This window comes from Streptomyces sp. NPDC048504 (assembly GCF_043200035.1).
Lineage (GTDB): Bacteria > Actinomycetota > Actinomycetes > Streptomycetales > Streptomycetaceae > Streptomyces.
On the sequence record NZ_JBICXA010000019.1, the window covers coordinates 65,735 to 84,580 of the forward strand.

12 protein-coding genes are annotated in these 18,846 nt (G+C 68.8%); 5 read left to right on the top strand and 7 right to left on the bottom strand.

The genetic code is table 11. From position 1 onward, the window contains the following. Window positions 1-62: 62 nt before the first annotated feature. The 6 genes from ACGFY9_RS38000 to ACGFY9_RS38025 are packed head-to-tail and all read right to left on the bottom strand — an operon-like array spanning window position 63 to window position 9,399. Complete coding sequence (locus ACGFY9_RS38000; protein ID WP_393762000.1) at window positions 63-2,993, bottom strand: glycoside hydrolase family 3 C-terminal domain-containing protein; 2,931 nt, start codon at window positions 2,991-2,993, stop codon at window positions 63-65. Window positions 2,994-3,051: 58 nt separating this feature from the next. Beyond that, window positions 3,052-4,062 carry a LacI family DNA-binding transcriptional regulator gene (locus ACGFY9_RS38005; RefSeq protein ID WP_393762002.1) on the bottom strand — a complete coding sequence of 337 codons (1,011 nt, stop codon included), beginning with the start codon at window positions 4,060-4,062 and terminating at the stop codon, window positions 3,052-3,054. After that, on the bottom strand, window positions 4,062-6,302 hold the full coding sequence (gene yicI, locus ACGFY9_RS38010) for an alpha-xylosidase (RefSeq protein WP_393762004.1): 2,241 nt from the start codon (window positions 6,300-6,302) through the stop codon (window positions 4,062-4,064). The genes ACGFY9_RS38005 and yicI overlap by 1 nt, the downstream gene beginning before the upstream one ends. A 15-nt stretch (window positions 6,303-6,317) precedes the next feature. Next, complete coding sequence (locus ACGFY9_RS38015) at window positions 6,318-7,142, bottom strand: carbohydrate ABC transporter permease (RefSeq protein ID WP_393762006.1); 825 nt, start codon at window positions 7,140-7,142, stop codon at window positions 6,318-6,320. After that, complete coding sequence (locus ACGFY9_RS38020) at window positions 7,139-8,107, bottom strand: carbohydrate ABC transporter permease (protein WP_393762008.1); 969 nt, start codon at window positions 8,105-8,107, stop codon at window positions 7,139-7,141. The genes ACGFY9_RS38015 and ACGFY9_RS38020 overlap by 4 nt, the downstream gene beginning before the upstream one ends. Then, on the bottom strand, window positions 8,104-9,399 hold the full coding sequence (locus ACGFY9_RS38025; RefSeq protein ID WP_393762010.1) for an extracellular solute-binding protein: 1,296 nt from the start codon (window positions 9,397-9,399) through the stop codon (window positions 8,104-8,106). Before ACGFY9_RS38025 ends, ACGFY9_RS38020 begins: the two co-directional genes overlap by 4 nt. Before the next feature lie 1,064 nt (window positions 9,400-10,463). Between ACGFY9_RS38025 and ACGFY9_RS38030 the strand changes: the two genes are divergently transcribed. Further along, a complete protein-coding gene (locus ACGFY9_RS38030; protein WP_393762012.1) occupies window positions 10,464-11,402 on the top strand; it encodes a ribosome-inactivating family protein in 939 nt (312 codons plus the stop codon). Window positions 11,403-11,496: 94 nt separating this feature from the next. Here the strand turns inward: ACGFY9_RS38030 and ACGFY9_RS38035 are convergent, their stop codons facing one another. Next, window positions 11,497-12,690, bottom strand: coding sequence for an MFS transporter (locus ACGFY9_RS38035; RefSeq protein WP_393762014.1), 1,194 nt, complete (start codon window positions 12,688-12,690; stop codon window positions 11,497-11,499). Window positions 12,691-12,773: 83 nt separating this feature from the next. Here ACGFY9_RS38035 and ACGFY9_RS38040 point away from each other — a divergent pair, with 83 nt between their 5' ends. From ACGFY9_RS38040 to ACGFY9_RS38055, 4 genes are all read left to right on the top strand, one after another. Next, the gene (locus ACGFY9_RS38040) at window positions 12,774-13,769 is read left to right on the top strand and encodes a LysR family transcriptional regulator (RefSeq protein ID WP_393762016.1); all 996 of its coding nucleotides are present in this window, start codon (window positions 12,774-12,776) and stop codon (window positions 13,767-13,769) included. Between the two features lie 159 nt (window positions 13,770-13,928). Next, on the top strand, window positions 13,929-15,047 hold the full coding sequence (locus tag ACGFY9_RS38045) for a hypothetical protein (protein WP_393762018.1): 1,119 nt from the start codon (window positions 13,929-13,931) through the stop codon (window positions 15,045-15,047). Next, the gene (locus tag ACGFY9_RS38050) at window positions 15,047-17,308 is read left to right on the top strand and encodes a bifunctional polysaccharide deacetylase/glycosyltransferase family 2 protein (RefSeq protein WP_393762020.1); all 2,262 of its coding nucleotides are present in this window, start codon (window positions 15,047-15,049) and stop codon (window positions 17,306-17,308) included. Before ACGFY9_RS38045 ends, ACGFY9_RS38050 begins: the two co-directional genes overlap by 1 nt. Further along, window positions 17,305-18,582 (top strand): acyltransferase, encoded by a 1,278-nt coding sequence (locus tag ACGFY9_RS38055; protein ID WP_393762022.1) that lies wholly within the window; start codon window positions 17,305-17,307, stop codon window positions 18,580-18,582. The genes ACGFY9_RS38050 and ACGFY9_RS38055 overlap by 4 nt, the downstream gene beginning before the upstream one ends. The last annotated feature ends 264 nt before the right edge of the window (window positions 18,583-18,846 follow it).

An 18,846-nucleotide genomic window follows, 5' to 3' on the forward strand; every position in this document is an offset into this window, starting at 1 on the left:
TAATTGAGCACAGTGGCACAGGCCCCGTCGCTTTCGAGCGACGGGGCCTGTGCCATGCGCTTTCAGTGAATGCTGAACGTCGACAGCCGCAGGCCGTCGCTCAGGACCAGATACACGTCCGTACGGCCCTTCGCCGCGCCACCCGACAGGTCGGCGGTCACCGTCTCATAGGCGTACGACGATGCCGTCCCGCCTGCGTGTGCCGTGCCGATGAGCCTGCCGGTCGGAGAGCCCAGCCGGACCTCGACCGTGCCGGCGCTCGTACCCGCCACCCGGGCCGTGAACTTCGTTGCCCCCGCGCCCAATTGCGCGTCCGTGAACTTCAGCCACGCCCCGTTCGCGGCCGCACCCACCGCCGTACCGCTCGTCTTCGACTCGTCCACGAGGTGAATGCCGGAGTAGTCGTCGAAGTTCTCGGCGCGGGTCGTACGGGACAGGTTCCGGGGCGGGATGGTCTCCCCGTGGACGCGCCAGGTCGTACGGGCGCGGATGTCCGCCGAGGACGCTCCGGCCATGACGTCGTACGTGCCGCTTTCCACCACCCATTTCGAGCGGGTGACGTCCCAGTGGGCGAGGTCTTTCTGCTGGATTTTCAGGCGGACTGTTTTGGTCTCGCCCGGTTTCAACGAGACCCGCTGGAATGCCTTCAATTGCTTCAGGGGTTCTTTGTCGCGGGATGTGCGCTGGTGTGTGTAGAGCTGGACGACCTCGTCGCCCGCCCGGGTGCCCGTGTTCGTCACCGGGACCTCGTAGCCGCCGGCGACGGGTTTCAGGGCGCCGTAGCGGAAGGTCGTGTACGAGAGGCCGTAGCCGAAGGGGTAGAGCGGGGTGCCCTGGAAGTACTCGTACGTGCGGTCGGACTTGATGATGTCGTAGTCGAGGATCGACGGGAGGTCCGACTCCGAGCGGTACCAGGTCTGGGTGAGGCGGCCGGACGGGTTGACGTCGCCGTAGAGGACGTCGGCGAGAGCGTTGCCCGTTTCCTGGCCCGCGTGGGAGGTCCAGAGGACGGCCGGGACCTCCTTCTGCAACGCACCCAGCGTGGTGGGGTAGCTGTTCTCGACCACGACCACTGTCTTCGGGTTGGCCGCGTGGACCGCCTTGACCAGGGCCTCCTGAGTCGGGGCCAGGGCCATGTCCGTGCGGTCGTGGGCCTCGCGGCCGTTGATCGACGGCATGGAGCCGATGACCACGACCGCCGTGTCCTTGCCCTTGACCGCCGCCACCGCGTCGGCGACTCCGCTGCGGACCACGTCCTTCGCGTAGTGCGCGGCCTGGTCCTTGGGGACCAGGCCGAGGGTGCCGTTCGCGTCGGTCGGGCCGAGGTAGAGGGGGTTCGACCACCAGGACTCCGACGTCTCGTAGCCCGCGTACTTCAGCAAGTACGTTCCGTCGTCCTGCTGGTCCAGCTTGAACTGCTGCTGGACGTACCAACCGTTGGGCTGCGTCTGGTCGTTGACGAAGTTCGACCAGTTGTAGCCGACGTACTTTCCGTTGGCGGCCGAGCGCAGGGTCACGATGCCCGAGCCCCAGTCGAAGGCGTCGAACTGGGCTGCTGCCGTGGGGGTGTTCGTGGTCTCCTGCAAGGGTGCGCCCGTGTCGCCGGTACCCGCCGTGACGTACTTGCCGGTCGCCGTGTCGCGCAGGGCGATGCGGTCCACGCCCTCACTGGTGGCCACTCCCGTGCCGAGTTTCGAGGCGATGCCCTTCGCGGGGGTGACGGCGTAGGGGAGCGTGCCCGAGTACCAGTCCGTGTAGAGGGTGTCGGCGAGGGGGCCGACCACGGCGACGTCCTTGCCCGAACTCCTCAGTGGCAGCGCCCCGTTGTTCTTCAGCAGCACTGTCCCCTCGGCCGCCGCCTTGCGTGCCAACTGCTGGTGCGCCGGGCTGTTGATGACCGACGCGTCGATCGAGCCGTACTTGCCGCCGCCCGGGTCGAACTCACCGAGGCGGACGCGGACGGACAGGATGTGGGAGACGGCCGTGTCGATGTCCGAAGGCTTCAACAGGCCTTGCTGGAGAGCAGAGTTGATGGCCGTGGTCGTCGGGCCGGGGTCGGCGCTGTTGTCCGTGAAACTGTCGACGCCGGCCTTCAGCGCGGCCGCGTCACCCTCCGTGATGCTGGGGTAGTACTGCTGCGGGGTGACGAGGTTGCCGGGGGCGAAGGCGTCGGTGACGTTCAGCAGGCTCTGGTCCGTCCACTTCCGCACGACGTCGTTCAGGTCCGGATTCACCGTGCTGGGGCGGCCGTTGACCAGGTTGTACGACGTCATCACACCCGTGGCCGCGTCCGCCTCGATCGCCGGTCTGAAGGCGGCCTCGTCGTACTCCTTCTCCACCCGGGGGCGGAGATCCGAGGACGTGGTCGCGCGGTCGACCTCGTTGTTGTAGGCGAGGTAGTGCTTCAGGGTGGGGGCCGTCTTGAGGTGGTCCGGGTCGCCGCCGGTCAGGCCTTCGCCGTATGCCGTCGAGAGGGCGCCGGTGAGTTCCGGGTCCTCGCTGTAGCCCTCCTCGTTGCGGCCCCAGCGCGGGTCGCGGAGGAGGTTCACCACCGGGGCCCAGAGGTTCAACCCCCAGCCGTCCGGGCGCTGTTGCTGGAAGCCGCGGGCCTCGTCGCCGACCGCAGAGCCGACCTGCTCCATCAGCGCCGGGTCCCAGGTCGAGGCGAGCCCGATGGCCTGCGGGAAGACGGTGGCCTTGCCGAGCCAGGCGACGCCGTGCAGGGCCTCGGTGCCGGTACGGAAGGACTGGATGCCGAGGCGAGGGATCGCGGGCTCATACTGGTGGAGGAGGGAGATCTTCTCGTCGAGGGTCAGCCGGCTCAGGAGGTCGTCAACACGCTTGCCCACCGGGAGAGTTGGGCCCCGGAAGGGGTACGGGGCGTCGGCGGTCGCCGGGACCGTCGCTGCCAGACCGGCGATCAGCGCGAACGCCACGACGAGCGTGGTTCTGTGTCTTCTTCTCGTGCTGTGTCTTCTTCTCTTGCCTTCCATGTCGCGGCTCCTTCAAGTAGGGCCTTGCATACGGGCGTTACCGAATCTCGCCAGCGCCTCAGGGCGCGTTACGCGGTGCCGTGCTCGCGCGTTCCGTCAGCCGGGGGGACAGGAGCGTCGCGTCGGGCACGGTCTTGCCGCCCAGCTTCCTCATCAGCAACTCGACTGCCCCGGACCCGAGTTCAGCGGTCGGCAGGGCGACCGACGTGACCGGAACCCGTACGGACTCGGCGAGTTCGTCGGGGCAGATCGCGGTGATCGACAGATCGCCGGGAACGCGCAGCCCGAGCTGCTCGAAGGCGTCGATGAGGGGTTCCAGAAGCGGTTCGTTGTGGACGACGACCCCCGTCAACGCGGGCTGCTCACGCAGCAGTTGTTCCGCTACGGCGGCTGCGGCGCCCGGTGCCGCCTCGCACGGGTGGACGGACGAGGCGAGCCGGTTGCGGTCGGCGGCGGCCGTGAAGCCCTGAACGACCCGCTGGGCGAAGGCGGTTCCGCGGACGTACACCTCGGGCGGTGACCCGACGAGGGAGACGACCCGGTGCCCGAGGCCCGCGAGCCGTTCCACGCACAGCTCGCCGGCCGCCTTGAAGTCGAGGTCGATGCAGGTCAGCCCGTCCGCCTCGGCCGGGAAGCCGATCATCACCGACGGTCGGTCCAGGGAACGGAGCAACGGCAGCCGGGGGTCGTCGAGTTGGACGTCCATCACGATCATCGCGTCGACGAGCGCCGTGTCCGCGACCCGCCGCAGTCCCTCCTCGCCCTCCTCCTGGGTGAGCAGCAGGACGTCGTGGTCGTGGCGGCGGGCGGTGGTCACCACGGAGACCGCGAACTGCATGACGACCGGGACATGGATGCCGGTCCGTAAGGGGATCACCAGCGCCAGGACATTCGACCGGCTGCTGGCCAGGGCGCGGGCGCCGGCGTGCGGGCGGTAGCCCAGCTCGCGGATGGACGCCTCGACGCGCTGCCGGGTCTCCTCGGAGATCGGGCGCTTGCCGCTCAGGGCGTAGGACACGGTGCTGGGGGAGACGCCGGCGTGCCGGGCCACGTCCGTGATCTTCACCATCAGCCCAGCTCCAGGGTCAGGAACCCGCTGCCCGACTTCGACCGCGAACCGGCGGCCAGCGCCCACGAGATGGACGGATCCGTGCAGGACGCCCGGAGCGTGTCCCCCTCCCGGACGACGGTGAAGGACACCTCGCCGACCGACACCGTCACCTGCGCGCCCCGCTCCAGGGCGTACGCCCGCAGAGTTACGCCGTCGGCGTGGTCGTAGTCGGGACGGTCGGCCACCGCGCCGACCGGGATCACCGCGCCCGGCCGGACCAGCAGGGGCACGCTGTCGAAGCCGTGCTTCTCGCGCACCCAGCGCGGTCCGGTGACCGTGCGGCCGGTGAGGTAGTGGGTCCAGGTGCCCTCGGGGACGTAGTACGAGACGTCGCCGTCGTCGCTGAACACCGGCGCGACCAGGAGGTCCGGGCCGAGCATGTACTGCCGTTCCAGGTGCGCGCACCCGGGGTCGTCCGGGAATTCGAGGACCATCGCCCGCATCATCGGCACGCCTTCGGCGCTTGCGGTGCGCGCCGTCTCGTAGAGGTACGGCATGAGGCTCAGCTTCAGGCGGGTGAACTGCCGTAGTACGTCGACGGATTCCTCGTCGAAGAGCCACGGGACGCGGTACGACGAGCTGCCGTGCAGGCGGCTGTGGGAGGACAACAGACCGAAGGCCAGCCAGCGTTTGAAGAGGGCGGGGGTCGGGGTGCCCTCGAAGCCGCCGATGTCGTGGCTCCAGTAGCCGAAGCCGGAGAGGCCCAGTGAGAGGCCGCCGCGCAGCGACTCGGCCATCGACTCGTACGTCGCCTCGCAGTCGCCGCCCCAGTGAACCGGGTACTTCTGGCTGCCAGTTGTGGCCGAGCGGGCGAAGACGACCGCCTCGCCCTCGCCCCGGTGTTTGCGCAGGACGTCGAAGACAGTGCGGTTGTAGAGGTAGGTGTAGTAGTTGTGCATCCTCTCGGGGTCCGCGCCGTCCGCGTAGGCGACGTCCACGGGGACCCGCTCGCCGAAGTCGGTCTTGAAGCAGTCGACGCCCTGCGCGAGCAGCGCCTCCAGCTTTCCGGCGTACCAGTCGCGGGCGGCCGGGCTGGTGAAGTCGACCAGGGCCATGCCGGGTTGCCACAGGTCCCACTGCCAGACGCTGCCGTCCGGCCGGCGGAGGAGATGTCCGAGTGCCTTGCCCTCGGCGAAGAGCGGGGAACGCTGGGCGATGTACGGGTTGATCCAGACGGAGATGTGCAGGCCTTTGGACTTGAGCCTGGTGAGCATGCCCTCCGGGTCGGGGAAGACCCTCGGGTCCCACTGGAAGTCGCACCAGTTGAACTCACGCATCCAGAAACAGTCGAAGTGGAAGACGGAGAGCGGGAGTTCGCGCTCCCGCATGCCCTCGATGAACGACGTCACCGTCTCCTCGTCGTAGGAGGTGGTGAAGGACGTCGACAGCCACAGCCCGAAGGACCAGGCGGGCGGGAGTGCCGGGCGGCCGGTGAGGGCGGAGTACTTGCGGAGGATGTCCTTGGGGGTCGGGCCGTAGATGACGTAGTACGTCAACTGCTGGCTCTCCACGCTGAACTGGACCCGGGAGACCGCCTCCGAGCCGACCTCGAAGGAGACCTTTCCGGGATGGTCGACGAAGACGCCGTAGCCCGCGTCGGTCAGGTAGAACGGGATGTTCTTGTAGGCCTGTTCGGTGGCGGTACCGCCGTCGGCGTTCCACATGTCGACGACCTGGCCGTTCTTGACAAGCGGGCCGAAGCGTTCGCCAAGTCCGTAGACGGATGTGCCCACTTGGAGCCCGAGCTGCTCGCGCAGATAGTGGGCGCCGGTCGCGTCGCGCATGATGCCCATGCCCTTGGGGCCGCTGCCGGTGAGGACGCGGCCGTGGGCGAGGAAGTCGACGTGCCAGGGGCCGGTGCGGGCCACCTTGACCGAGAGCGCGCCGGAGGTGAGGGTCGCGTGTTCGTCGTCGTACGACGTGTGGACCGCGAACTCCTCTGTGTGTACCTCGAATTGGGGGCCGCGCGGCTGTTCTCCCTCGAAGTGGGTGAAGGTGACGCCGATGACGTCGGGCATCGGTGCGTGGGCGCTGATGGTCACGACCGGTCCCTTCAGCAGGTCGCCGCGGTGGCGGATGGGCATGGTCGGGGCGTGGATCTCCAACGAGCCTTCCGGGGCCGTGACATCGAGGACCTCGACCGGGTGGGCGGCGGTGACGCCCTCGCGCAGCAGCCAGTAGCCGTCGGTGAACTTCATGTGGGGGTCCCCTTACTACTTGACGGCGCCCACGGCGATGCCGCGCGTGAGGGTCCGCTGGAAGACGAGGAAGAAGACGATGGCGGGCAACACACCTAGCAGGGCAGCCGCGTTGGTCATCGTGGCGTCCATCAGGCGCTGGCCCTGGAGGACGCCGAGGGCCACCGACACGGTCTGGTTGTCGTTGGAGATCAGCATGACCAGGGGGAGCAGGAACTCGTTCCAGGTCCAGATGAAGAAGAAGACCAGGAGGACTCCGATGGTGGGGCGGCTGACGGGGACCACGATCCGCCACAGCACCTGCCACTTGTTGGCGCCGTCGATCCGGGCCGCTTCGAGGATCTCGCGGGGGAACTGGCCGAGCACGGCGGAGAGGAGATATGTACCGAACGCCGCCTGGATCACCGTGAAGACGATGATGACGCTCAACCTCGTGTCGTAGAGGCCGACTTGCTTGCTCAGGTAGTAGATCGGGTAGACCAGCGCCTCCTGCGGCAGCATGTTGGCGAGGACGAAGAAGGCCAGGACCCACGTGCGGCCCTTGATACGGCCGATGCCGATCGCGTACGCGTTGAGGACGGAGAGGGCGGCGGCGAGGAGGGCCACCGAGCCGCTGATCAGGGCCGAGTTGAAGAGTTTCTGGCCGTAGTCGACGCGCTGCCAGAAGTCCTTGAGGCCGTCCAGGTAGAGGCCCTTGGGGAGGCTGAGGGGGCCGTGTGCGGAGTACTCGGCCGGTGACTTCACGGCGTTGACGACGACGATCAGGAACGGGACGACCATGAAGAGGGCCGCGATGCACAGGGCGATCAGTACGGGGTAGCGGCGCAGGGCGGTCGTCATGCGCGGTCACCTTCCTCCGCGCGGGTCTGGAGTTTCAGGAAGGCGAGGGAGAGCACCAGGATGATCACCGTCAACACCGTTGATATCGCGGCTCCGTAGCCGACCTGGGTCTTCTCGAAGAACGTGGTGAAGGAGAAGTAGGAGGGGACGTCCGTCGCCCCGCCGGGCCCGCCCTTCGTGAGCACGTACACCGCGCCGAACACCTTGAGCGCTGCGATCGTGCACCACGTGAGGACGACGTAGATCTCCGGGCGGATCTGCGGCAGCGTGATGTGCCAGAAGCGGCGCCACCAGCCGGCGCCGTCCAGCTCGGCCGCTTCGTAGAGCTGGGGGTCGACGCGTTGCAGGCCTGCCATGAACACCACCAGCGGGAAGCCGAGTTGGACCCAGACCATGACGCCCATGACGCTGTAGAGCGCGATGTCGGGGTCGCCGAGCCAGTCCTGCTGCCAGGAGCCCAACCCGACTGCTTTCAGCAGGGCGTTGAGCGAGCCGTTGTCGGGGGCGAGGATCCAGCTCCAGACGATGCCGGCGACCGCGATGGGGAGCACCTGGGGGAGGTAGAAGCAGGCGCGGAGGACCGCGGCGATGCGGGTGCCGAAGTGTTTGGCTATGTAGTCGAACAGGGCGGCGGCCAGGACGAGTCCGACGATCGTCGGTACGGCGGCCATCGCCACGACCATGAACAGGCTGTGGCGGAAGGACGCCCAGAACTCCGCATCGTCCAGCAGATCACGGTAGTTGGCGAGACCGGTCCACTTGGGGTTGCCGACGCCCTGCCAACTCGTGAAGCTCACAGCCGTGTTCATCAGGAAGGGGATGACGATCACGGCGAGGGCGGCGAGGGCGCCGGGGAGGAGGAAGAGGGCGTAGGAGTTGCGGGGGTGGGGGCTACGAAGGGTGCGCGGGCCGGGGTGTCGGCTCTTGCGGGTGGCCCGCGCGCCCTTCTCGGTGGTGACCGTCATGTCGACGGAACGCCCTTGTCGTACGCCTTCTGCAGGTTGCTGAGATAGGCGTCGGGTTTCTCGCTGTTCGTGATCAGCTTCTGGGTCTCGGAGACGAGGACGTCGTAGAAGCCGGGGACCGGCCAGTCCGGGTAGAAGGCCAGGCCGTCACGGGCGGAGACGGTGTTGAAGTTGGCGATGAGTTCCTTGGACTTGGGGTCGGTGATCGCGGAGGTGTCGGCCGCGACCGGGATGCCGCCCTTGTTGCCCATCAGGTTCTGGATCTTCTTCGACAGGGTGATGTCGATGAAGTCGTAGGCGAGTTGCTTGTTCTTGGCGCCCTTGGGGACGACCCAGATGTTGCCGCCGGAGCCGAGGGTGAGGTTCGAGCCGGGCCAGAGACTCGTGTCCCAGTCGAACTTGGCCTCCGTCTGGAAGCGGCCGTACCACCAGCTGCCGGAGAACAGGATCGGGGCCTTGCCCTGGATCCAGGAGACACCGGCGTCCTCGGCCTTCGTGCCGCTGGAGGTCTTGGCGATGTAGCCCTTCTTCACCCAGTCGGCGAAGGTCGTCGCCGCGTACGTCCAGGCCGCGTCGTGGAAGTCCGTCTTGCCCTTGTACAGCTCGTACTTGTCGACCCAGGCGCGGTCGGCCTTCGAGAGGGCGAGTTGGTAGAGGTACTGCTGGGCCATGTACTCGGCGCCGGCGTTGGCGAGCGGGGTGATGCCCTTCGCCTTGAACTCGCCCAGTGCGGTGGTCAGTTCGTCGAACGTCTTCGGTTCGGCGATCTTGTACTTCTTGAAGAGGGCCTTGTTGTAGTAGACCATCGTGTACTCGCCGTAGTCCGTGACGCCGTACCACTTGCCGGAGCCCATCACTCCGTTGGTGTCGTAGACGTCCGTCGTGCCCACGCTCGCGGGGATCTTCTTGTCCCAGCCGCGCTTCGTCGCCTCGGCGGTCAGGTCGGTGAGCAGGCCTTGTTTCGAGAGCAGGCCTGCCGTCGCGTTGCCCTTGTTGTACTCCATGATGTCCGGGGCGTCCGAGGAGTTGAGGACCATGGGGGCCGTCTTCTGGATCTGCTCGAAGCCCTTCTCCTCGAACTTCACCTTCACGCCCGGGTGTTGGGCCTCGAACTCCTTGATGGCCTCGTTCCAGGCCACGCCCATCGCGCTGTCCGGGCCCTCGTAGTGCCAGAGCTTGAGGGTTTTGCTGTCCGAGGAGCCGTTGTCCGAGCTGCCGCCGCAGGAGGAGAGGAGCAGCGATCCGGTGAGGATCAGTGCGGCTGTCGTTGCTCGCCGTTGTGCCGTCAGCATCCAGTGCCTCCAGGGGAGTCGGATGGGTGTCGAATCGATTCGACGGGAGGCGTCGAAGCGCTTCGATGGAGGAAGGTATGTAGGGGCTGTGAGGGCGTCAATGGGTGCGGCAGGGATTGGGGCGAAGCGCTTCGCTGTGAATGCCGCGATGGGTTGTGTAGCGGCTGCGGCGGCGTGGGGGCTGGTCGCGCCCACGCGGCGGAGCCGCAAATCGATACAGCCTCGCGCCCCTTAGGGGGCTGCTCTGAGCGGTGCTGTGAAGACCAGGGGTGGTGGCGGACCCGGCTACGAGTGACCGGGCCCTGTAAAGGACAGGCGGCGCAGCAGTGCGTCTCTGAGCTGCGGCCGGGTTCACTCGTCGGTGAGGCCGCTGTCGGAGGGGTGTCCGCCGCAGCCGTAGCCCGTCGTGGTCGCCGCCTCCTGGGGCGGTGGGGTGGTTGCGGGCGAGGGTGCGGGCCGCGTCCCGCGTGGCCGTGCGCAGGGCCTCGGGCCGTCCCCGGCGCTGGGGCTGCCCCGCGCAGGAAGCGGCCGCCGTCGGAGTGATCACGCCGCTCCGGCAAGCTGTGACGCTCCGGGCGTCCGAAGGCACCTCCGGCGGACCAGGAAACAGCTGTTGACCTGTGGCTCGCGCAGGCGCGCAGGGCGGCGGTGCTGAGCTCGGAGCCGTGGGGGGCTGCTGGTCGCATGTCCCGCCGCCGACCGCCGACCGCCGACCGCCGACCGCCGACCGCCGACCGCCGACCGCCGACCGCCGACCGCCGACCGGCGAACGCCATGACCCGTCCGGAGGGTGCGGTCGGTGGCCGCCGACCGGGGCACCTCGGACAGCCGCTCATTCGGCCTCACCCAGGGTGGGGCGGTGAGGCGCGGGCCGGAGCCCTGGTGCCGGGTGACTTTCGGTGTGGGTGAGGGCGAGGAGATGTGGCCCAGCTCTTGTGGGCGCGGGTTTGATTTCCCCTGGTGGGAGGGGGTGTGAATCAACTCCGCCGGTGTGAGTCTCGGTGGGGTCGAGCCGGATATATGGCTCTGTGTCCTCCCTGTCCTCCTATCGATCGGAGCAACCCATGCGTGCCAGCGTCGTCCGACGTGTCAGCCTCTCGGCGGTCCTTCCGTGCGTCCTCGCGGGAGCGGTCGCGGTATCCGGCATGTCCTCACCGGCCGCCACCGCCACCGCGCCCCACAGTGTGAAGATCGACGCGCAGGAGGTGGCGCAGACCAACTTCCCGCAGGTCCACTGGAACATCGACGACGGCGCCGCCGGCTACCGCACCATGCTCAGTGGCCTGGACGCGCTGGCCCGCAGCACGGCCAACGCGCGCCTGACCGGTCCGGTGGTCAACACGCGGGGCAACCGGGTCACCGTCACCGTCCTGGACAACACGAGGACGAACCACTTCGCCGACGTCGTCATCAGCTCCCCGGGACACTTCGCGCCCACCGTGCACGCCGTGGTGCGCCTCAGTGACCTGTACGTGGTGCGGGTCTACGCGGTGGGCACGTCCCACAACCGCGTCCTCAACCTCATCCGGAACGTCCCCAACGAGTCGAGCACCGACGACAACTTCTTCGTCGGCCGGGAGGGCTACGACGCCCTCTCCCGGGTCGCCAACCAGGCCCTGACCAGTGTCACCATCGGCCCCGGCGCCCTCTCGCAGGCCCTGTTCGACCTGGCCAGTACCGGCTCGTCCCGGCTCAACCAGGCCCGCGGTCTGCTCAGCATCATCTTCGGGATCTCGGAGGCGGGCCGCTTCCGTACCCTGGCCGACCGCGTCGCGCCGTCCTTCGACAGCGGGGACTCGGTCTCCTACAGCTCCCAGCAGATCTCCCTGATCCGGAACTGGGCCAACGTCAGCCACGTCTACGTCGGCCACGTCAACGGCACGGACGCCGGCGCCAGCACGAGCGTCGCCGGGGCCGGCATCTCCGACGCCCGCCAGGCAGCCGCCCTGCTGGCCATCGCCCTCAACGACGGCACCAACCCCAACCCCAGGGACGAACACTGACAGACCTCGCGCGCAGGGGGCGCCGACTCCGGAGTCGGCGCCCCCTCCTGCGTGCGCGCTGCCAGGACGGCACGGATCCGGCCCAAACGCCCAGTCAAGGCGTTTCCTTGCTCAGGGTGCCGATCAACAGCGCCGTTGCCGCCGCCGCTGTCGGCACTGCGAAGCCCGCCGCCGGTGATGCGTGATCCGCCACCCAGCCCCCCGTCGCCGAGCCGCACGCGATTCCCAGCAGCAGGCCCGTCACCGCCAGGCTCATGCCCTCGTTCAACCTGCCTTCTGGTGTGCGGTGTTGGAGCAAGGTCATCGCGGTGATCATCGTGGGGGCCGTTGCCATGCCCGCCACCAGCAAGGCAACTGCCAGTGCTGGAAGGGAGTTGAGCATGTGGGTTGCCAGGAGGGGCAAGGGCATCAGGGTCGTCATCGCCAACAGACACCACCGCAGGCGGCGTTCCGGTGCGCCCGTCGGGGTCGACGTGCCGTAGAGCAGGCCCGCCGCGCAGGAGCCCGCCGCCTGGAGGGCCAACACCGCGCCGCCCGCCGTGCGGTGACCCGCCGCGTCCGCGTAGGCGAGCGTCACGACCTCCATCGCGCCGAACACCGCACCGGTCGCGATGAAACCGGCGATCAGGGGCGGGACGCCGGGGGTACGGAGGGGTGAACCGCCCTTCGGGGCCGGGCTCGGGGGTGGTTCCGTCTCGCGCCGGGCCGTGAAGATCAGGATGCCTGTCACGAGCAGGACCGCCCCGACCAGCGTGCCCGCCTCCGGGAAGAACGTGCCGCAGAGGAAGGCCGCCAGTGCCGGGCCCAGCATGAAGCAGAGTTCGTCGGCCGCCTGCTCGAAGGAGTTCGCCGTGTGCAGGGCCTCGGGGTCGGCGGCGAGGAGGTGGGCCCAGCGGGCGCGGGACATGCCGCCGGTGTTGGGGGTGGTCGCGGTGGCCGCGTAGGCGGCGAACAGGGTCCAGTCGGGGGCGCCGTAGCGTACGCAGAGGAGGAGGGTCAGGGAGCCGAGTGCCGCGACTGCCGTTGCCGGTACGGCTGTTCGGGACTGGCCGTGTCTGCCGACGAGCCGGGCGATCCAGGGGGCGGTCACCGCGGTCGCCGCCAACCCCGTTGCCGTCACCGCGCCGGCCAGGGCGTACGAACCCCGTGCTCCGGCGATCATCACGACCGCGCTCACGCTGAACATGCCTGCGGGGAGGCGGGCGATGAGGTTCCCGGCGGTGAAGGCGCGGGTGCCGGGGATGGTGAACAGGCGGCGGTAGGTGGTCTGTTGGGGCGTACGTGGCATGGGGCAAGCGTCGTCCGGAGTGGATCACGGGGTCCAACACCTGGTCAGGGGCAATTCACGCACTCCCGTTGTAAGTTCGCCGGATGTCATGGACGCCCGGGGTGACGCCCCGGATATCGACTCACCTGGACCCCCGTCTCCTCCTCGCCTTCGTCACCGTCGCCGAAGAACTGCACTTCACCCGCGCCGCCGCCCGCCTGTACGTCGCCCAGCAGGCCCTCAGCCGTGATGTACGGCGCCTGGAGCGGGAGTTGGGGGCCGAGCTGTTCCTGCGCACCACTCGGCAGGTGACGCTGACGGCGGACGGTGAGCGGCTGGTGCCGTACGCGCGGCGGGTGCTCGGGGCGCAGGAGGAGCTGCTCGCCGCGTTTCGGCAGGGCCGACCGCTGCTCGTCGATCTGAACTCACCGGGGTTGGGCACGGGGCGCCGCGTGCTGCACCGAGCCCGTGAACTCGCCCCGGAGCAGGAGCTGATGGCCCGCTACGAGAGTGGACTGGCGGGCGCGGCAGGGGAGTTGCTGGCGGGACGGCTCGACGTGTCGTTCGGGCGGTTCGCCGGGCTGGACCCTGTGCTGCGGGCCGGGCTCGACCATCAGCTGGTGCGCTACGAGCCGATGGCGGTCCTGCTGCCCGAGGGGCATCGGCTGGCGTCGCTCGCGGAGGTGCCTGTCGACGCGCTCGCGGGGGAGGCCGTGTACGCCGGGGCCGGGAATCCGCGTACCTCTGAGTGGACGGATCTCGCGCGTCGACTGTTCGAGGGGCGTGACATCGAGGTTGCCGCGCCCGCACCCATGGCCGTAGGCGAAGAGGAGTTCGAACGGGTCATGGCGAAGACAGGGACCCCGATTCTCGCCGTGGTGGATTTTCCGGCCATGCCCCGCGCGGTGCTGCGGCCACTCGTGGACCCGGTGCCGTTGTCCGCCGTGTCGCTCGTGTGGCGAAAGGGGCTGGTGCACCCCGGATTCGATGCGCTTCGACGTGCTGCGGTGGAGATCGGCAACGCCGACGGATGGCTGCGTCGGCCGGTGAACGGATGGATTCCGGCCATCGACGTGGACATGCTAAAAAGGGGAAAATGACGCATCCCGTCACATGGAGTGCTCCCTGTGCGCTACCTTCAGGGCCTGAGCACGGTGTGGTAAGGGGGGCGCGAGGACCGGGTGGGGGCCCGGTTCGGCGGCGTGTGCTCAGGGTCGTTTGCGCACCCGGAACAGTCCCGTGGGGGGATGTGCGTGCGCATGGAAAAGTGGCGAGAAGACGCCCAACCAGAATGGCCCCAAGCTGCATCCGCGACCAGGGAAGTACCGGTCATAGGCGGAGAGGCCGAGGAGGCGTTCTCGGACACCGAAGCGACCGGAACGGCCGCGGATACCAGAGGACCAGAGATCCTGGAGGGCGGCCGGCATGCCGCCAAGGTCGGTCGAAAGATCGGCACGGATGGTCGGCATGGCGGCACGGACGGTCGGCATACGGGCAAGGACAGCCGTCGCACGGCCAAGGACGGTCGTCGTATACAGACCGGGTGGCCCGAGCCGCCCGCCGGCAAGGACGTCTCCGCCGTCGGCGCGGGAATCCTCGCCGATCCCTGGGGCGCGTCGCCGGAGACGGGGACGGGGACTGAAGGGGGAGCGGCCGACCCCGACGAGGTGACCGTCCAGCTCGACGGGCCCTCCCGGCATGCGGAGGCCGGGGGCAAGAGCGGCACCGGTAACGACGCTTCCGACCGGCCCGTCTTCGTCGACGAGTCCGGCCGTCGCAGCCGTAGGTACCGGCGGTTCGGCATGGCCGTCGGCATCGCGTGCGCGGTGTACGCCGTCGTCATCGTCATCACGCTGCTGTCCGGCAGTTCGGACGCGCCGTGGCTGCCGGTGCCGGGGCAGAAGGACGACGCGCCCGCGGGCAAGGTCGACACCTCGCCGCTGCCCGCCGAGTCGGGGCAGCCGTCCGGTGGCAGCGGCAGTGTGGCGCCGGGGAACATCCCGACGGCGAGCGACGGTACGACGCCGTCGCCGGGCGTCAGCGTGACCGGCACGGCCGGCGCGTCGGCGAAGCCCGGCAGCAAGGCGAGCGCGTCCGCGTCGCCCAAGCCGTCCACGAGCAAGAGCGCCACGGCGCCGACGGGCGGCGGCGCGAGCAATCCGGTCGTGCAGCCCTCGCTGCCGGCCTCGTCCCCGCCCGCCTCGACGCCGTCGACGGTCACGAGTGCGCCGTCCGACCCGACACCGACCCCGAGCGCCACGACGGGCACCGGCACGGTGGCCGACGCCCCGAGCACCCCGTCGCCCGTGGCGCAGGGGCCGGCCGCTCCGTCGGACCCGGCGCCGGCCCCGTCCACGACCCCGGAGCACATTCTCTGATGGCATCGCACAACCGCCGCCCCAAGGCCACGAACCAGGCCCCGGGCGGCCGACACGGAGCAACTCCCTTAACAGCAGGCGGAGTTGGGGCCCGCGCGGCGCGTGATCCCCGGCGCCGCCGGCTGTCCATGCGGTTCCTGCTGCCGATGCTGCTCCTCGTCGCACTGCTGGCGATGCTGATGCTGCGCGGCTACGTCCACAGCGAGATCCTCGCCGACCACCGCATCCGTCCCGAGGCGGCGACCGACAAGGTGCCGGACAAGATCCTCGACGGCGGCCCGGTCATCGACACCCGCAGCGGCCGTACGACCAGCCTGGACGTGCCGGACCACGACATCGTGCTGACCTTCGACGACGGCCCCGACCCGACCTGGACGCCCAAGGTCCTGGACGTGCTCAGGAAGCACCACGCGCACGCCGTCTTCTTCGTCACCGGCACGATGACCTCGCGCTACCCGGAACTGGTCAGACGCATCGTGGCGGAGGGCAACGAGGTCGGCGTGCACACGTTCAGCCACCCCGACCTCTCCTTCCAGTCGAAGAAGCGCATCGACTGGGAGCTGTCCCAGACCCAGCTGGCGATCACCGGCGCGGCCGGCATCCGTACATCGCTCTTCCGTCCGCCGTACTCGTCCTCCGCCGACGCGATGGACAACCTGTCCTGGCCGGTGACCCAGTACATCGGCACCCGCGGCTACATCACCGCCGTCAACAACACGGACAGCGAGGACTGGCAGAAGCCCGGTGTCGCGAAGATCATCAGCAACGCGACCCCGCGCGGCGGCAAGGGCGCGATCGTCCTGATGCACGACTCGGGCGGCGACCGCCACCAGACGGTCGAGGCGCTCGACAAGTTCCTGCCGGAGATGCAGGCCAAGGGCTACCGGTTCGACAACCTCACCGAGGCCCTCGGCGCGCCCAGCGCGCTCACCCCGGTGACCGGCGTCAACCTGTGGAAGGCCAAGGCGTGGATCTTCCTGGTCCAGGCCGCGGACGACATCACGGGCGTCCTGGTGGTGGGCCTGGCGATCACCGGCTCCCTCGTCATCGCCCGCTTCGCGCTGATGCTGCTGCTCTCCGTCATCCACGCCCGCCGGGTGCGCCGCAAGAACTTCGCCTGGGGACCGCCGGTCACCGAACCGGTATCGGTCCTCGTCCCGGCGTACAACGAGGCCAAGTGCATTGAGAACACGGTCCGTTCACTCATGGCGAGCGAGCATCCGGTCGAGGTGATCGTCATCGACGACGGCTCGGCCGACGGTACGGCGAGAATCGTGGAGGCGATGTTCCTGCCGAACGTCCGCGTCGTACGCCAGGTCAACGCGGGCAAGCCAGCCGCCCTCAACCGCGGTCTGGCGAACGCCAGTCACGACCTCATCGTCATGATGGACGGCGACACGGTCTTCGAACCGGCCACCGTACGGGAGCTGGTCCAGCCCTTCGGCGACCCGCGCGTGGGCGCGGTGGCGGGCAACGCGAAGGTCGGCAACCGGGATTCGATGATCGGCGCCTGGCAGCACATCGAGTACGTGATGGGCTTCAACCTCGACCGCCGTATGTACGACATGCTCCGCTGCATGCCGACGATCCCGGGCGCCGTCGGGGCGTTCAGGCGCAGCGCGTTGGAACGGGTCGGCGGCATGAGCGACGACACGCTCGCCGAGGACACCGACATCACGATGGCGATGCACCGCGACGGCTGGCGAGTCGTCTACGCCGAGAAGGCGCGGGCCTGGACGGAAGCGCCGGAGACGGTCCAGCAGCTCTGGTCGCAGCGCTACCGCTGGTCGTACGGCACGATGCAGGCGATCTGGAAGCACAGGGGTGCGCTCCTCGACCGTGGCCCGTCCGGCCGCTTCGGCAGGGTAGGCCTCCCCCTGGTCGCCCTCTTCATGGTGATCGCCCCGATCCTGGCCCCGCTGATCGACGTGTTCCTGCTCTACGGCCTGGTGTTCGGCCCGACGGAGAAGACATTCCTGGCCTGGCTGGGCGTGTTGGCGATCCAGGCGTTCTGCGCGGCCTACGCCTTCCGCCTCGACCGCGAACGCATGACCCACCTCGTCTCCCTGCCCCTGCAACAGATCCTCTACCGCCAACTCATGTACGTCGTGCTCCTCCAGTCCTGGATCACCGCGCTCACCGGAGGCCGCCTGCGCTGGCAGAAGCTGCGGCGGACGGGGGTTGTGGAGGCGCCGGGGGGTCCGGTGCCGAGTGCGCGCAGCGGTGGCGGCAGCAGTAGTGACCGGAGGACTGTGGCATGACGCACGGATACACGGCGGGTACGGGCACGAACCCGGATCCGGAATCGACGCCGGCGTACGGGATTCCGCAACAGCGGCAGCAGGAACCGGAGTTGGCACCGGAACCGACGAAGGCCAAGGGGGCCGGGGGTGGCGGCCGGGACCGCTACCTCGACCTCCTCCGCTCGATCGCCCTGGTCCGGGTCGTCATCTACCACCTCTTCGGCTGGGCGTGGCTGTCGGTCCTGTTCCCTTCCATGGGCGTGATGTTCGCGCTGGCGGGTTCGCTGATGGCCCGCTCGCTGAACCGTCCCGCGCTGGGCGTGATCAGGGGTCGGCTACGGCGACTGCTGCCCCCGCTCTGGGCGTTCAGCGCGGTGGTGCTGGCGATGACGTTCGGGATGGGCTGGAACCCCCTCAAGGACCCTGACCTGGGCGGCACTTGGTGGGGCGCGGCGAAGATCTTCGACTACATCGTGCCGTTCGGTGCCCCGCCGTATCCCGAGCATCTGGGTTCGGAGTCGGGCCTGTTGGAGAGCACGTGGGCGGACCAGGCGGCGGGCCCGTTGTGGTACTTGCGGGCGTACCTGTGGTTCGTGATCGCGTCGCCGCTGCTGCTGTGGGCGTTCAGGAGGGTCCCCTGGGCAACTCTGCTGGCACCCTTGGCGCTGACGGCGGTTGTAGGCACAGGCCTGGTCACCATCCCCGGCGAGACGGGCAACGCGGTCTCCGACTTCGCGGTGTACGGCGGCTGTTGGGTCCTGGGCTTCGCCCACCACGAGGGCGTACTGAAGAAGGTCCCGCGCTATCTGGCGGTATCGGGCGCGACCCTGATCATGGGCTTCGGGTTGTGGTGGGCGTCGGGTCATCTGGGCCCGGACGGCTGGGACTTGAACGACATCCCGCTCGCGCAGGCGGCCTGGTCCTTCGGCGTCGTGGTGATCCTGCTCCAGTACGCACCGTCCTGGCAGACGCTGCCGGGACGGTTGGCGAGGTGGGACAAGCTGGTCACGCTGTCCAACAACCGCGCCGTCACGATCTACTTGTGGCACAACCTCCTCATCATGGCCACGGTGCCGATCCTCGACCAGCTGTACAACCTGCCGTTCATGGAGAGCGACGGGGCGACCGCCTTCCTCGACAAGGCGGACACGTTCCTGATGTTCCTGCTGATCTGGCCGCTCATCGCGGTGGCGATCCTCGCGTTCGGGTGGATCGAGGACATTGCCGCCAAGCGGGGGCCCCGGTTGTGGCCGGATGGGGGGAGCCGGGGGAGGGCTCGGCGGAGGGGCTGAGGGTGTCGACAAGCTGTCCGCGAACTAACTCCCTAACCGCTCTTTGACTGGTTAGAAAAGAACACAGCTTCCCGGACCCCGGCGCCCAGCCCTGCACGGCCCGCGCTCACCAGTCGGCGTCAGCCACGACCTCACCGCGCCCACCCTCCGCCAGTGAGAGCAACGTTCCCTTCCGGTCACTCACAGCCACAGCGCGGAAACGCGCCCTCCCTACCTTCGGGATGCATCACCGCTCGTTACCCCGTAGTGCACCGTGGAGGCGTC